Below are 14,053 nucleotides of genomic sequence, written 5' to 3' on the forward strand. Positions count from 1 at the left end.
CGAATGTGTCCAAACTGACAATGGTATGGAATTCACAAAGCGATTCTCAACTCCCGGACAGGTGACCTTAACAGCTTTTCAGCGAACTCTAAAGGAGCATGGAATCCGTCATAAACTGATCCGTCCTTTCACACCCCGTCATAACGGGAAAGTGGAACGCAGCCACCGGAAGGATAACGAGCGGTTTTATGCCACCCATACCTTTTATTCCTTTGAGGACTTTTCCAGGCAGCTCCAAGTCTATAACCGTAGGGACTATAATCTGTTCCCTATGAGACCTCTGGGTTGGAAATCCCCACAGACTGTCCTGAAGGAATTTATTAAGGAGGGTGTAACATATGTTTGACAAACCCACAGTTTTTCTTTGAGATTTGGGCGTTTTTTCTTTTCATTCCATGGAAAAAATGGTATAATTCCTATGAAAAAGGTTTGGTTCCATTTGAACCTTTTTCGATCATAATAAAAGAGAGGGAGTCATCATGAAATATCTGATTGATACTCATACCCATACCATTGCCAGCGGACATGCTTACAGCACTTTGGACGAAAATGTCCTCTGTGCGGCACGAAAAGGGTTGGAGGCTATTGCCATCACAGACCATGCGCCTATGATGGCACATACCACATGTCATGCTTACTTCGCCAATCTCCATGTGGTGCCCAAAGAACTTCATGGGGTGCGTGTGCTGCGGGGCATTGAACTGAATATCATGGACTTTGACGGCACAGTGGATATGGACGAGAAAGTCCTTTCCCGTCTGGATATTGCCATTGCCAGCCTGCATACACCTTGTCTGGCACCGGGTACCAAAGAGGAAAACACAAGAGCCTGCCTGAAGGTTATGGAAAATCCCTTAGTGGATATTCTGGGACATCCGGGAGACCCTCGTTATCCGCTGGATTATGAACTTTTGGTGGAAAAAGCCAAAGAAACAGGCACCATTTTGGAAATCAATAACACTTCTCTTATTCCCGGCGGGTTTCGGGACGGAAGTGCGGACAACATAGAGTATATGCTGCGCCTTTGCAAAGAAGCAAAACTGCCTGTGGTGGTTGGCAGTGATGCGCATTTTTATACCAGCATTGGCGAATTTGACCATGCGGAAGCATTGATGAAGAAAGTGGATTTTCCCAAAAGTTTGGTGCTGAACGCCAGCGTGGATGGGCTCATCAGCGCGTTAAAGCGCAACAAATAATTTCATCAGAACGCCAAAAAAATCTTTACTTTAACACTTTAGTATGCTAATATGTAATAAGATATTGAGAGCAAAGGTGGCGTTCGGTTATGAACAAAAAAATCAAAAGTGAATTAGTGGACAGGCTTTTTCAGTGTATCCTCAGCATGGAAACCGTAGAAGAATGTTACCAGCTTTTCGAGGATTTATGCACCGTCAATGAAATACAGGCAATTGCCCAGCGTATGGAAGTAGCGGTTATGCTGAACGCAAAAAAGACTTATGTGGAAATTGCGGACAAGACAGGGGCTTCTACAGCCACCATCAGCCGCGTGAACCGCTGCCTGCATTATGGTACGGATGGCTATAAACTTGCGATCAGCAGAGTATATGGCGATGGTGACCAGACGGAAAAAACGGAAGAAGCAGAACAGTAACCCATAGATGAGCTTAGGAAGGGAGTTGGCACTTTCTCAGGTGTCCGCTTCCTTTTCTTTGCCAAAAAGACAGAACAGGAGTAAAAACATGATTGGATTTGAACAGTTGAACAATATGCAGCAAAAGGCGGTTATGCAGACGGAAGGCCCCGTTTTGGTGCTGGCAGGTGCTGGTAGCGGTAAGACAGGTGCACTGACAGTCCGTATTGCCCATTTGCTGGAAACGGGCGTAAAACCCTGGAATATTCTTGCAATTACTTTCACCAACAAAGCAGCCAAAGAAATGCGGGAACGTGTGGACAAACTGGTGGGACAGGGTGCAGAAGATATCTGGATCAGCACATTCCATTCTACCTGCGTGCGTATCCTGCGCCGGGAAATCAGCCATCTGGATTATGATGGTCAGTTCTCTATTTATGACGCGGACGATCAGGAAAAAGTCATGAAGGAAGTATTCAAACGCCTGAATATGAGCCCCATTGACAAGAGTTTTTCCGTTCGTGCTGCCATTTCTCAGATCAGCAAACAGAAAGAAGAAATGGTCAGCTGGGAAGACTATGCAAAGACCGTAGATCCTTTTGATATCAAAGGCAAACGTCTGGCAAAGGTATACCAGCTTTATCAGCAGCTGCTGAAAGAAAGCAACGCCCTGGACTTTGACGATCTGATTTATAAGACAGTGCTGCTGTTCCGTACCCATCCAGAAGTGCTGGATAAATATCAGGAACGTTTCCGTTATATCATGGTAGACGAATATCAGGATACCAACACATCCCAGTATGAACTGGTGCATATGCTGGCTGCAAAATACCAAAATCTGTGCGTGGTAGGGGACGACGACCAGAGTATTTATGGCTGGAGAGGCGCCAACATCCGCAACATTTTGGACTTTGAAAAAGACTTCCCCAACACAACTGTTATCAAACTGGAACAGAACTATCGTTCCACCAAGAAAATTCTGGATGCGGCAAACGCAGTCATTCATAACAATGTGACCAGAAAAGAAAAATCCCTTTGGACAGAAAACGACAGTGGCAGCATCATCCACATTTATAAAGCAGACAACGAATACGACGAAGCACGTTATGTGGCAGAACAGATTGAACAGCTTCACAAAGAAGGCAAGAGCCTGAATAACTTTGCGGTGCTGTATCGTGCTAACGCACAGTCCCGTACTGTGGAAGACCAGCTGGTAAAAAGAGGCATCCCTTATCGTCTGTTCGGCGGCGTGCGGTTCTATGAAAGAAAAGAAATCAGAGACATTCTGTCTTATCTGAAAGTACTGGCAAACCCTGCGGACACCATTGCACTGCGGAGAATCATCAATGTGCCCAAACGTGGTATTGGGGATACTTCTCTGGAAAAAGTGGTAACCTATGCTCAGAACCATGGCATGGGGCTTTATGAAGCATTGGCGCATCTGGATGATATGCCGGAACTGAAAACAAGAGTGAAGAAATTCAAAGAATTCTATGAACTTTTTGAAAGCCTGCGTCGTGATTATGAAGGCATGACAGCGGCAGAACTCATTGATGCCGTGGTAAAACGCAGTGGCTACCTGCAGCAGCTTTTGACAGAAGGTACTGACGAAGCACTGGCAAGAATCGAAAACATCGACGAATTTGTCAATAAGGCAACAGAATATGATAAACAGAATCCCGAAGCAGGTCTGGAAGGATTCTTGGAAGAAGTGGCTCTGGTGGCTGACATTGACGGATACAATGAAGGGGATGAAAGTGTGGTACTCATGACCCTGCACAGCGCAAAAGGTCTGGAATTCCCTTATGTATTCATCATCGGCATGGAAGAAGGCATTTTCCCCGGCTACCGTGCTGTTATGTTTGGCGGTGAAAAAGAAATTGAAGAAGAACGCCGTCTTTGTTATGTAGGTATCACCCGTGCAAAAGAAGTGCTTTACATGACTCACGCAAAAAGCCGTATGCAGCATGGTCTGACACAGTACAATCCACCTTCCCGTTTCCTGAAAGAAATCCCTCAGGATTTGGTGGATATGCCTACTCGTCAGATGTCCGATATGGCAAAGAAATACGCAATGCGGGAAAGCATGAAAGTAAGTCCTGTGACACCTACACGCAGCAAAGTGAACCCTTATGCCCAGCCCATCAAACGGGAAATGCCTGCGCCTAAGGACTTTAAGCTGGATTACGAAGTAGGCGATAAAGTCCGTGCACCGAAGTACGGCATTGGCGTTGTCAAATCCATTCAGGGCGGCGGCGCAGATTTTGAAGTAGAGGTATCCTTCGGCGAAAAAGGAACCAAGAAATTTATGGCAAAACTTTCCAAGCTGATCAAAGTCAGCGAATAATCTTTGGGAGCGATGCGGAATATGGAGAGAATGAAGGAACTGGTTGCCCTCCTCAATGAGGCAGCGGAAGCCTATTATCAGAAAGATACGGAAATCATGTCCAACCAGCAGTATGACGCACTCTATGACGAACTGGTGCAGCTGGAAGCGGAAACAGGCATGGTGCTGGCAAACAGCCCTACCCAGAACGTGGGCTATACGGTTTTGAGCAATCTGCAGAAAATCCGTCACGAAAGCCCCATTTTGTCACTAGATAAAACAAAAGACCCCTTGAAGCTTCAAAGCTTCTTGGGGGACAAGAAAGGCATTTTGTCCTGGAAACTGGATGGCTTGACCATTGTGCTGAAATACAGCGGCGGGGAACTGGTACAGGCAATCACCAGAGGCAATGGGGAAATCGGCGAAGATGTGACCCATAATGCCCGTGTGTTTGCAAACCTGCCTTTGAAGATTGCTTTTGACGGAGAATTGGTGCTTCGAGGCGAAGGTGTTATTTCTTATTCAGAGTTCCAGCGAATCAATGAGGAACTGGGCGAAGGGGATGCTTATAAGAATCCCCGAAACCTTTGCAGCGGTACCGTAAGACAGCTGAACAGCGAAATTGCCGCAAAGCGAAATGTGCAGTTTTTTGCCTTTACGCTGGTAAGTGCGGAAGGAAAAGAACTTTCCGATAGTAAAACAGAAAATATGCAGTGGCTGACTTCTTTGGGCTTTACAGTTGTAGAATCCAAAGTAGTCACGGGAGATACCATTCTGGATGCGGTGGAATATTTCCGGGAACATATCGAAGGCAATGACATTGCATCTGATGGCTTGGTGCTGACTTTTGACAGCATTTCTTACAGCCAGAGTCTGGGACGGACAGCTAAATTCCCCAAAGACTCCATCGCCTTCAAATGGGCAGACGAAATGGCGGAAACTACTTTGCGGGAAATTGAATGGAACACTTCCCGTACAGGTCTTATGAATCCCATTGCGGTTTTTGACCCTGTGGAACTGGAAGGCTCTACGGTAAGCCGTGCCAGTGTACACAACGTCAGTATTCTGGAAGAACTGGCACTGGGCATTGGGGATACCATTAAAGTCTATAAAGCAAATATGATTATTCCCCAGATTGCGGAAAATCTGACTCGTTCTGCTTCTGCGGAAATCCCTGCTCATTGCTTCGTTTGCGGCGGTGAAACGGAAGTACGCAGCCTTAGGGATGGGAAAGCGTTATATTGTACCAATCCCAGCTGTCAGGCACAGCGTGTCCAGACATTGAGCCACTTTGTTTCCAGAGATGCCATGAATATGGAAGGGCTTTCTGAAGAAACTCTGAAAAAATTCTTGGAAAAGGGTTTTATCAACCAGTATCCCGATCTGTTCCGATTGGAAGAACACAAAGATGCCATTTTGGAAATGGATGGCTTCGGTGAAAAATCTTATACAAATCTCATTGCTTCTGTGGAAAAAGCAAAGGATGTGTATCTGGCAAACTTTATCTATGCCCTTGGTATCAACCATGTAGGTCTGCGGAACGCAAAACTGCTCTGTAAGTCTTTTGATAATGACTTGGAAAAAATCAAGGCGGCAGAAACGGAAGAACTGGCAGCCATCGAAGGCTTTGGGGAAATCATTGCCCATAGCATCCATCAGTATTTCCATGATGAACAGCATCTGGCACTGCTGGCAGATGCTTTGCCGTATTTGCGTTTCCGTGTGGAAGAAGTGCAAGATACCTCTCAGTCACCCCTCAACGGCTTGACTTTTGTGGTGACAGGGGATTTGGAGCAGTTTGCCAACCGTAAGGAACTGGCTGCTTATATTGAAGCCAATGGCGGCAAGGTGACAGGCAGTGTGACGAAGAAAACCAATTTCCTGATCAATAATGATGTTCATTCCACTTCTTCCAAAAATAAGAAAGCCCAGGAGCTGGGAATTCCCATTTTGGACGAAAACGCTTTTGTGGAACGATTTGGAAAAAAAGAAGAATAAATATGCAAATCGACTCATTTTTTTGATAGAAAAATGAGTCGATTTTTTATAAAATGAAATAAATTATCGGCAGAAAAACTATTTCATCCATGATGCACTAAGGATAATGTTATTTCTTGAATTTCTTTTCCAAAAATACAAAAAAATAGCATATTTTCACATTTTTTTCTGTATTTTTCTTGATTTTTTGTTATAATAAAAAATATAGAAAGGCGGGAGAGGTTACTATGAACTTAAACCAGCTGTATTATTTCAAGACTTTGGCAGAATTAGAGCATTATACAAAAGCTGCCGAAAAGCTGAATATTTCACAGCCTACCCTAAGTCATTCCATCGCGGCGATGGAAAAAGAGTTGGGTGCCTTCCTTTTTGAAAAACAGGGACGAAATGTGGTACTGACAAAATACGGCAGAATTTACATGTTTTATGTGGAAAATGCCCTGACCCAGCTGGAGCTGGGGAAAAACCAGATCGAGCGGTTGGTGGCAGAAGGCGGCGGTCATGTAGGTTTGGCTTATATGACATCCGTTGGGACCAATTTTGTGCCGGAAATCATTGCAGGCTTTCTGGATGATCCCCAGAATAAAAACATTTCTTTCTCCTGTTATGAAGGCAATACCAAAACATTACTTTACAACCTGAAGCGGGAAAAATATGATTTGATTTTCTGCTCCATGGTGGAAAATGAGAGTGATGTGGAATTTATTCCTGTGTATGAACAGGGTCTGGTGGTTATTGTGCCGGAAAATCATCCTCTGGCGGAAAAAGAAAAAGTAACCATTCAGGATATTTGTCCATATCCCCTCATCTGCTATACAAGAGAAAGTGGGATGCGTCGTATCATTGATGATTTGTTTGTCAAAGCGCAGATCATGCCCAACATCCTCTGTCAGTTTGAAGATGTCAACTCCATGGCAGGGCTGGTGGCAGCAAACCAGGGCATCGCAATCATTACAGATAATCCATCCATACAGAATTATAAAGTCACAAAACTAGAATTTGATACGCCTTATTCCAAACGAATGGTATATATGGCTTATGTGCTCAATCGATATCTGCCGCCGGCAGTGGAAAAATTCAAAGAATATATCATTCAGCGTACAAAAGAAAAGTGAACATGAAAAAACGGCTGAGGTTTTTCCTCAGCCGTTTTTTCATGGAATGATCAAATTTGTGGATTTGCTGTTTTGATGGCCCGCAGCACAGCCTGTTCTGTGACTTTTGCAGCTAGAATCCCCACAACGTCTACGGGGGCGGTGGGCAGTTCCAGTTCTTCTGTGGACATGCAGAACAGGGTATCACCGTCCAAAGTGGTGTGGATAGGACGAATGCACCGTGCCAGACCATCGTGTGCCATGCCGGCAACTTTTGCAGCCTGAGCTTTTGTCAGTTTCACATTGGTGGCAATGATACCGATGGTGGTGTTTTTGCCGCCAAAGGAAAGAGAAGATGCGGCTTTGATAACGCCTTCTTCTGTATTAGCAAAGGTGCCATCAGGATTTTTGGTACCGGCAATGATTTTGCCGTTTTCCCAAACATCCCCAAAAGCGTTCACCGCAATGAGGGCAGCCACAGTGATGCCGTTTTCTGTAGTTTCTGCCCAGGAACCGATGCCGCTGTTGCAGCAGTGTTCCATGCCATTGAGTTTCCCGACCGTTGCGCCGCAGCCTGCGCCGTAATCGCCTTCCATGAGGATTTCGTCGGAAGCGGCTTCGCAGGCAGCTCTGCCCATAGCTTTATCAGGACGCACAAAGGCATCTCCATAGCCCAAATCAAAAAGAACAGCAGAGGGAACGATGGGAACTTTTGTGACACCTACGTCAAAGCCGATGCCTTTTTCTTCCAGATAGTCCATGACACCGCTGGCAGCCTCCAGACCAAAAGCGGAACCGCCGGAAAGGACAACGGCCTGTACTCTTTCCATGGCATTGATGGGGTTTAACAGATCTGTTTCTCTTGTGCCGGGAGCGGCACCGCGGACATCTACGCCGCAGACAGCACCTTTTTCCGCAATGACAACGGTAACGCCTGTTTTTGCTTCTGTATTTTGTGCCTGACCGACTTTCAAGCCTTTGATATCTAAAATATTATGCTTCATAATTTCCTCCTGAAGGTGTGTTTTCTTTTATATTACCTGTATTAAAAGCCCTTGTAAATATGGAAAAGCACCAAAGAATCTTGACCGCCATAGAATGACATTATCTTGGTATGTGCGGGAGGAGAAGCAATGGGATATTATCGGGTGACGGGCGGCGGAACCATTGGTGGGGAATACACAGTCAGAGGCAGTAAAAACGCAGTGCTGCCCATTCTGGCGGCATCCATTTTAGCTGGAGATGAAGTGGTGCTGGAAAATGTGCCCCATATTACGGATGTGTTTGTTTCTCTGGAAATTTTGGAGGAACTGGGCTGTAAGACAAAACTGGAAGGAAGAACACTGACCATTGACAGCCGGAATATTGAAAAAACAGAAATCAGTGAGGAAATGGTGGGGAAAATGCGTTCTTCCATACTGTATCTGGGGGCACTGCTTGGTCGGATGAAAAAAGCCTGTCTGGGACACCCCGGCGGATGTGTGATCGGTCGACGTCCCATTGATCTGCATTTGCGTGCCTTTGAGAAAATGGGCGTACGGATTCGGGAGGAAAACGAAATTTTCCATTGTGAGGCACCTTTGCTTTTGGGGTACCATATTTATCTGGAATATCCCAGCGTAGGCGCTACGGAAAATATCCTGCTCCTTTCCGTGAAAGCAGAGGGCACCACGGTCATCCACAATGCGGCAAGAGAACCAGAAATTGTGGCTCTGGCTCGTTTTCTGCGGGCATGCGGTGCGGAAATCTATGGAGAAGGTACCCCTACCATCATGGTAGAAGGTGTGAGGAAACTCCATGGAGCGGTGTTTGAAGTACCTTTTGACCGCATCGAGGCAGGGACGTTTCTTTGTGCCGCTGCCATGACGGGTGGAAAGCTGTATCTCCATGGAGCGGAAAAACAGTATATGGAGCAGACACTGGAAGTGCTGGAAAAGGCAGGCTGTGGGCTGCGGTATGAGGAAGACGCCGTTTATTTGCAGGCGCCTACGCGGCTTTTGTCGGACTTTACACTGGCAACCGGACCGTATCCTGCTTTCCCTACGGATATGCAGCCAATGGTCATGAGTCTATTGACATTGGCAAAAGGAACCTGTATGATGAGTGAAACAGTGTTTGAAGCACGGTTTCGCCATGTGGCAGAATTATGCCGCATGGGAGCGAATATACAGGTGCACGGTCGAAATGCGGCAGTTTTTGGCGTGGAAAAACTTCATGGTGCAAAAGTGCGAGCAACAGATCTGCGCAGCGGCGCAGCACTTTTGCTGGCGGCTCTGGCAGCAGAAGGAGAAACCATCGTCGAAGGCAGCGCTTTTGTGGAACGGGGTTATGAAAAACTGGAAGACGCCCTGACATTTCTGGGCGGACGGGTGCAGCTGGTATCATAAAAGGTGATTACATGAGAAAAAAAAGAAAAAAACAGATGGAAGACATTGATTTGATGGAGGAACTGGAATATTACCAGCCACGGAAAAAACGGCTGGAAATTCCGCAGAAATACGTCATTGCGGCAGTGTTGATACTGTTGGCAGGGGCAGCGTTTCTGTTTTCTCCTTTTTTTGCTGTCAAAAATATCCGGGTGGAAAATTCCGAACGGTTTGCCACATCAGATCTTTGTGAAAGAATCGGTCTGAATCAAGGGGATAATGCCATACTGTTCAATCGCTCCAAAGCGGAAGATATTCTGCGGCAAGACCCTTATATCAAAGATGCCAGATTGGTTTGGGAATTCCCTGATACCATGGTCATTTCCCTGACAGAACGGAAGGTAAGAGCCTATGTGCCTTATATGGGTTCTTATCTGTACATAGACGAAGAAGGACGGGTGCTGGATGTCCAGAATGTTTATACGGAAGGGCTGCCTTTGGTAAAAGGTCTGGTATTTTCCGGTTTCCAGCGCGGAGAAGTTTTGCAGGTGGAAAATCAGGAATCCTTGCAGGTGATGCTTCAGATTTCTCAGATGATACAGAAGTATAATCTGACGGAGTTTGCAGTGGAAGTGGATGTATCCAACACATCGGATATTTATGCAACGGTAAACCAAGTACAGGTACACTTGGGTACCATGGATAATATGGATCAGAAAATACGTACCATGGCGGCAGTTGTGGTGACCATTCCCGAGGAGGACAGAGGGACTTTGGATTTGAGTGATCTTTCCAAGCCCATTGTGTTCCAGTATTTGTTGTAAGAAGGTGACAGACGGATGAAACCAAAGGGAATCATACCCGGTATTACAGCTTTGTGTGCCATTTTGGGTATGCTGATTGGTGTGCAGTATAATACGGTGCAGTCTCAGGCGGCTTCAGCGGCAGGTACGGACAACGTGCGTTTGACAGAACTTTCCGCGGAACTGCGCAAGGAACGGGAAGAAAAAGAAGCGCTGGAAAAACAGCTGGACAAGCAGGCAGAACTGCTGGAAACATATGAAGCAGGAGAATCTGACGGCGCGGCACTGGAATCTTTGCAGAAAGAAAATGAGAAACTGCGGGCTTTTGCCGGATTGTCAGAACAGACAGGTGCCGGTATCGTTGTGACCATGGATGACAGTGACAAAGATATGGGCGGCGATAAGAATGCTTATCTTGTCCATGCGGAAGATATTTTGAAAGTCGTCAATGAACTTTTTGTGGCAGGAGCGGAAGCTGTTTCCGTCAATGAACAGCGGATCGTAGCCCAAAGCGGTATCACCTGTGCCGGCAGCGTTATTACAGTTAATGGTGTGCGTGTGGCTGCGCCTTTTGAAATCAAAGCCATTGGAGATGCTAGTGTGTTGCAGGCGGCTTTACGTTTTCCCGGCGGCGTTGTGGATACCCTTTCTCCTTGGGGCATTGTCATTGACATTCGTGAGGAAGCGTCTGTGACCGTTCCGGCTTATACCCAGTCTGCGTTGTGGAAAACAACAGAGGAAGGAGAAGATGCGTCATGAAAATCATCGTTCCTATTATTGGATTATGCGCAGGGATTCTTCTGGGAATCAAAAGCGGCATTGTGCTGCCTTATGCCATGATGGCTTATGGCGGCGTTGGAATTCTGGCGTGTCTGGATACGGTGCTGGGCGGTGTGCGCGCGGATATGGAGCATCAGTTTCAGATGCGGATATTCGTCAGCGGCTTTTTCATCAATGGCATCGTTGCCATTGGTCTGGTTTGGCTGGGAAAACAGCTGAATATGGATTTGTCTATTGCTGCCATTGTTGTCTTTGGTTCTCGGATTTTTTATAATTTTAGTAAAATTAGAAGATTTTTGTTGAATAAAAGGCAAAAAGAGGCTATGATAGGAGAAGAGTAAGAAAGGTCAAAAAAGAAAGTTAAAAATATCGAAAAAAATTATGAATTATTCTGTTTTTGTATGGTAATTCGTCTTTTTTTCATGTATAATTAAAGTTATGATTATGGAATTGGTAGGAGGGGATTTTTTTGCTCGAATTTGACATCCCAATGAGCAATATGGCACAAATAAAAGTAATCGGTGTAGGCGGCGGTGGCAACAACGCTGTTGACCGTATGATTGAAGATGGACTGGACGGCGTGGAATTCATTTCCATTAATACAGATGGACAGGCTTTGGCAAAATCCAAATCCAGCACAAAAATTCAGATTGGTGAAAAACTGACCAAAGGTCTTGGCGCCGGCGGTAACCCTGAAATCGGTGAAAAATCCGTAGATGAAACACAGGATGAAATCGCGCAGGCTCTGCGTGGTTCCGATATGGTATTCATCACAGCAGGTATGGGCGGCGGTACAGGTACCGGTGCAGCACCCAGAATCGCAGCGATCTCCAAAGAACTGGGTATCCTGACTGTAGGCGTTGTTACAAAACCCTTCAACTTTGAAGGCAAAAAGAGAATGAGCAATGCAGAAAAAGGTATCGCGGAACTGAAAAAGAACGTAGATACACTGGTTATCATTCCCAACCAGAGACTGCTGAGCATCATCGATAAAAAGACAACACTGACAGAAGCATTCCGCAAAGCTGACGAAATCCTCAGACAGGGCGTACAGGGTATTGCAGACCTGATCTCCAAACCCGGCGTTATCAATCTGGACTTTGCAGACGTTCGCACCGTTATGGCAGACAAAGGCGTTGCCCACATGGGTATTGGTCGTGCTGCTGGTGAAAACAAAGCGGAAATCGCAGCAAAAATGGCAATCCAGAGCCCTCTGCTGGAAACAACTATCGAAGGTGCAAAGAGCGTCCTGATCAACTTCAGCGGCGACATGAACCTGGGTCTGATGGAAACAGAAGAAGCAGCAGATCTGATCAGAGAATCTATCGATCCCGAAGCAGAAATCATCTTCGGTACAACCATCAACGAAGAACTGCAGGATGAAGTTATCGTTACTGTTATCGCAACAGGTCTGGAAGACGACATTCCCGCTCCCGAACCCAGAAGAGTGGCACAGCCTGTGGAAAAAGCGCCTGAAACAACAGAAGAAGTTGTGGAAGAAAGCACAGAAGAAACAGCAGAACAGCGTCCCGCAAGAAGATTTGCAGATCTGGACGACTTCGAATCTGAAATCAAAATTCCTGATTTCCTGACAAGAAAGAAATTCTAATCTTTAATACATCTTCTGTACATAAGGAACAATCAAAACGGATAAATCCTGAAAAGGGTTTATCCGTTTTTTTGTGACAAAGTAGATGTTAGACAAAAACATAAACCTGAAATTAGCAAGAATTACAGGGCTTTCAGGTGTGTTTTGGTATAACTGCAATAGTTTTCCTGTTTTGTTTTGTATGACATAATGAAAAATAATATCCTGTTATATTTTGTAATAATTTTCATGTACAATGAATGTACAAAGCTTTGGGGAAAGTTTATGAAGAGAGAAACAGGAGGGGAAATGTATGACAGAAACATTTTGTGGAAAAGATTGTGATTTATGTCAGGAGAAACTATCAGAAGCGTGCAGAGGCTGCAAAGAAGGACCGGGCAGGCGGTTTGGCGGTGACTGTCCCATTGCGGAATGTTGTCGGGACAAGTATCATGCAAACTGTGATACCTGTCAGGAAGCTATGAGCTGTACAAAACGACAGCAGAAAGATCAGATGCCGCAGATACGCATTGCGGAAGCGGCGGCAAAAGAAGAAAAAGAAGTTCAAAAAAGAGAAAAAGCAAAGGTGCTGGGAAAATGGCTGTGGATTTTGTTCTGGCTTCTTATTGCAAGTCTTATTACAGGATTACTGTCGCAGGATAGTCTGTCACAGGTGAGTCCACGGATTTATTTTATTGGGACTGTGTCGGGTATTGCCATAAAGGTGATCTATTGCCTGATTTTGCTGCAGCTGCGTCATGTAGAAGAAAAATATGGCAAGGCAGGTATTTGTTCCATCATCAGCGCTTTGCTGGCGGTAGTGGTTTTGCTCGTTGTGGAAAACAGTATCGCTTTGGCATTGATTATGCTTCTGGTGGCAACAGCCATCGGTCTTGCAGTAGATTACTTTTTCTTTTATGGCAACGCGGCGGTACTGGAAGATTTTGATCTGGAGTTTTCGGAAAAATGGAAAAAACTTTGGACATGGAACCTCATTTGCATTGGTGGTATGACAGCGGGCATTTGTCTGATGTTCTTAGGCATCATTGGGGCGATTTTGGTCATTGTAGGCGGTCTTGGTGTTTTTGTCATCGGTATTATGCAGCTGGTTTATCTGTATCGCATGGCAGTGCTGTTTAAGGAGTATACATGATTTGAAAATTTAAAAGGATACGCTACAAAGCAAATTCCCTTAAGAAAACATTGATTTTCCTTTTCTCTGATTTCTTAAGGGGAATTGCGGCAGCTGTCTTCATAAGAAAACATAACAAATAAAATCTCCAAAAAATAAGAAAGCCAAAATCCTTTATCATCATAAGGATTTTGGCTTTCTTTGTTTTATTACTTTAGTGCTGAAGGCTGCAAAGCAGCCTTTAACAACCGCCCGCTCTGCGGGTGAGATTAAAGCTTAAGCAAAAAGCATCGTCCTTGTTGTAAAATAAGGGTGTTCAAGCCTAAATATTTTACATAAGAAAGGACGATGCTTTTATGGCAAACAGTTTAGCAC

Annotated in this window: 13 protein-coding genes; 12 read left to right on the forward strand and 1 reads right to left on the reverse strand. The window is 45.3% G+C overall.

Going from position 1 to position 14,053, the window contains the following annotated elements:
* The 6 genes from BUB35_RS15565 to BUB35_RS15590 form a co-directional block, all read left to right on the forward strand.
* Window positions 1-346: integrase core domain-containing protein (locus BUB35_RS15565; RefSeq protein WP_072853241.1), on the forward strand; the 346-nt coding region annotated here is incomplete at its 5' end.
* A gap of 133 nt (window positions 347-479) precedes the next feature.
* The gene (locus BUB35_RS15570) at window positions 480-1,196 is read left to right on the forward strand and encodes a phosphatase (protein ID WP_072853243.1); all 717 of its coding nucleotides are present in this window, start codon (window positions 480-482) and stop codon (window positions 1,194-1,196) included.
* Window positions 1,197-1,285: 89 nt separating this feature from the next.
* A complete protein-coding gene (locus BUB35_RS15575) occupies window positions 1,286-1,612 on the forward strand; it encodes a YerC/YecD family TrpR-related protein (protein WP_072853245.1) in 327 nt (108 codons plus the stop codon).
* An 88-nt stretch (window positions 1,613-1,700) separates the two neighbouring features.
* Window positions 1,701-3,938, forward strand: coding sequence for a DNA helicase PcrA (gene pcrA, locus BUB35_RS15580; protein WP_072853247.1), 2,238 nt, complete (start codon window positions 1,701-1,703; stop codon window positions 3,936-3,938).
* Between the two features lie 12 nt (window positions 3,939-3,950).
* Window positions 3,951-5,915 (forward strand): NAD-dependent DNA ligase LigA, encoded by a 1,965-nt coding sequence (gene ligA / locus BUB35_RS15585; protein ID WP_072853249.1) that lies wholly within the window; start codon window positions 3,951-3,953, stop codon window positions 5,913-5,915.
* A 227-nt stretch (window positions 5,916-6,142) separates the two neighbouring features.
* Entirely contained in the window at window positions 6,143-7,030 is an 888-nt protein-coding gene (locus BUB35_RS15590; RefSeq protein WP_072853251.1) for a LysR family transcriptional regulator, read from the forward strand.
* Window positions 7,031-7,080: 50 nt separating this feature from the next.
* Here the strand turns inward: BUB35_RS15590 and BUB35_RS15595 are convergent, their stop codons facing one another.
* On the reverse strand, window positions 7,081-8,013 hold the full coding sequence (locus BUB35_RS15595) for a P1 family peptidase (protein ID WP_072853252.1): 933 nt from the start codon (window positions 8,011-8,013) through the stop codon (window positions 7,081-7,083).
* 129 nt (window positions 8,014-8,142) lie between these two features.
* Between BUB35_RS15595 and murA the strand changes: the two genes are divergently transcribed.
* The 6 genes from murA (at window position 8,143) to BUB35_RS15625 (ending at window position 13,699) form a co-directional block, all read left to right on the forward strand.
* Window positions 8,143-9,396: a UDP-N-acetylglucosamine 1-carboxyvinyltransferase gene (murA, locus tag BUB35_RS15600; protein ID WP_072853255.1), complete on the forward strand. Its 1,254-nt coding sequence runs from the start codon at window positions 8,143-8,145 to the stop codon at window positions 9,394-9,396.
* An 11-nt stretch (window positions 9,397-9,407) separates the two neighbouring features.
* A complete protein-coding gene (locus BUB35_RS15605; RefSeq protein ID WP_054329979.1) occupies window positions 9,408-10,199 on the forward strand; it encodes a cell division protein FtsQ/DivIB in 792 nt (263 codons plus the stop codon).
* Window positions 10,200-10,214: 15 nt separating this feature from the next.
* Complete coding sequence (locus BUB35_RS15610; RefSeq protein ID WP_072853257.1) at window positions 10,215-10,937, forward strand: DUF881 domain-containing protein; 723 nt, start codon at window positions 10,215-10,217, stop codon at window positions 10,935-10,937.
* On the forward strand, window positions 10,934-11,299 hold the full coding sequence (locus tag BUB35_RS15615) for a small basic family protein (RefSeq protein WP_084730740.1): 366 nt from the start codon (window positions 10,934-10,936) through the stop codon (window positions 11,297-11,299). The genes BUB35_RS15610 and BUB35_RS15615 overlap by 4 nt, the downstream gene beginning before the upstream one ends.
* Before the next feature lie 128 nt (window positions 11,300-11,427).
* Window positions 11,428-12,567, forward strand: a complete 1,140-nt coding sequence (gene ftsZ / locus BUB35_RS15620; protein ID WP_072853259.1) for a cell division protein FtsZ — start codon at window positions 11,428-11,430, stop codon at window positions 12,565-12,567.
* Between the two features lie 292 nt (window positions 12,568-12,859).
* The gene (locus BUB35_RS15625) at window positions 12,860-13,699 is read left to right on the forward strand and encodes a DUF3795 domain-containing protein (protein ID WP_072853261.1); all 840 of its coding nucleotides are present in this window, start codon (window positions 12,860-12,862) and stop codon (window positions 13,697-13,699) included.
* The last annotated feature ends 354 nt before the right edge of the window (window positions 13,700-14,053 follow it).

Source organism: Anaerotignum lactatifermentans DSM 14214 (assembly GCF_900142265.1).
Lineage (GTDB): Bacteria > Bacillota > Clostridia > Lachnospirales > Anaerotignaceae > Anaerotignum > Anaerotignum lactatifermentans.

Bases quoted from the DNA above. Each gene is read 5' to 3' on its own strand.
- BUB35_RS15570 (WP_072853243.1), top strand. From the start codon at position 480: ATGAAATATCTGATTGATACTCATACCCATACCATTGCCAGCGGACAT.
- BUB35_RS15575 (WP_072853245.1), top strand. From the start codon at position 1,286: ATGAACAAAAAAATCAAAAGTGAATTAGTGGACAGGCTTTTTCAGTGT.
- pcrA (WP_072853247.1), top strand. From the start codon at position 1,701: ATGATTGGATTTGAACAGTTGAACAATATGCAGCAAAAGGCGGTTATG.
- ligA (WP_072853249.1), top strand. From the start codon at position 3,951: ATGCGGAATATGGAGAGAATGAAGGAACTGGTTGCCCTCCTCAATGAG.
- BUB35_RS15590 (WP_072853251.1), top strand. From the start codon at position 6,143: ATGAACTTAAACCAGCTGTATTATTTCAAGACTTTGGCAGAATTAGAG.
- BUB35_RS15595 (WP_072853252.1), bottom strand. From the start codon at position 8,013: ATGAAGCATAATATTTTAGATATCAAAGGCTTGAAAGTCGGTCAGGCA.
- murA (WP_072853255.1), top strand. From the start codon at position 8,143: ATGGGATATTATCGGGTGACGGGCGGCGGAACCATTGGTGGGGAATAC.
- BUB35_RS15605 (WP_054329979.1), top strand. From the start codon at position 9,408: ATGAGAAAAAAAAGAAAAAAACAGATGGAAGACATTGATTTGATGGAG.
- BUB35_RS15610 (WP_072853257.1), top strand. From the start codon at position 10,215: ATGAAACCAAAGGGAATCATACCCGGTATTACAGCTTTGTGTGCCATT.
- BUB35_RS15615 (WP_084730740.1), top strand. From the start codon at position 10,934: ATGAAAATCATCGTTCCTATTATTGGATTATGCGCAGGGATTCTTCTG.
- BUB35_RS15625 (WP_072853261.1), top strand. From the start codon at position 12,860: ATGACAGAAACATTTTGTGGAAAAGATTGTGATTTATGTCAGGAGAAA.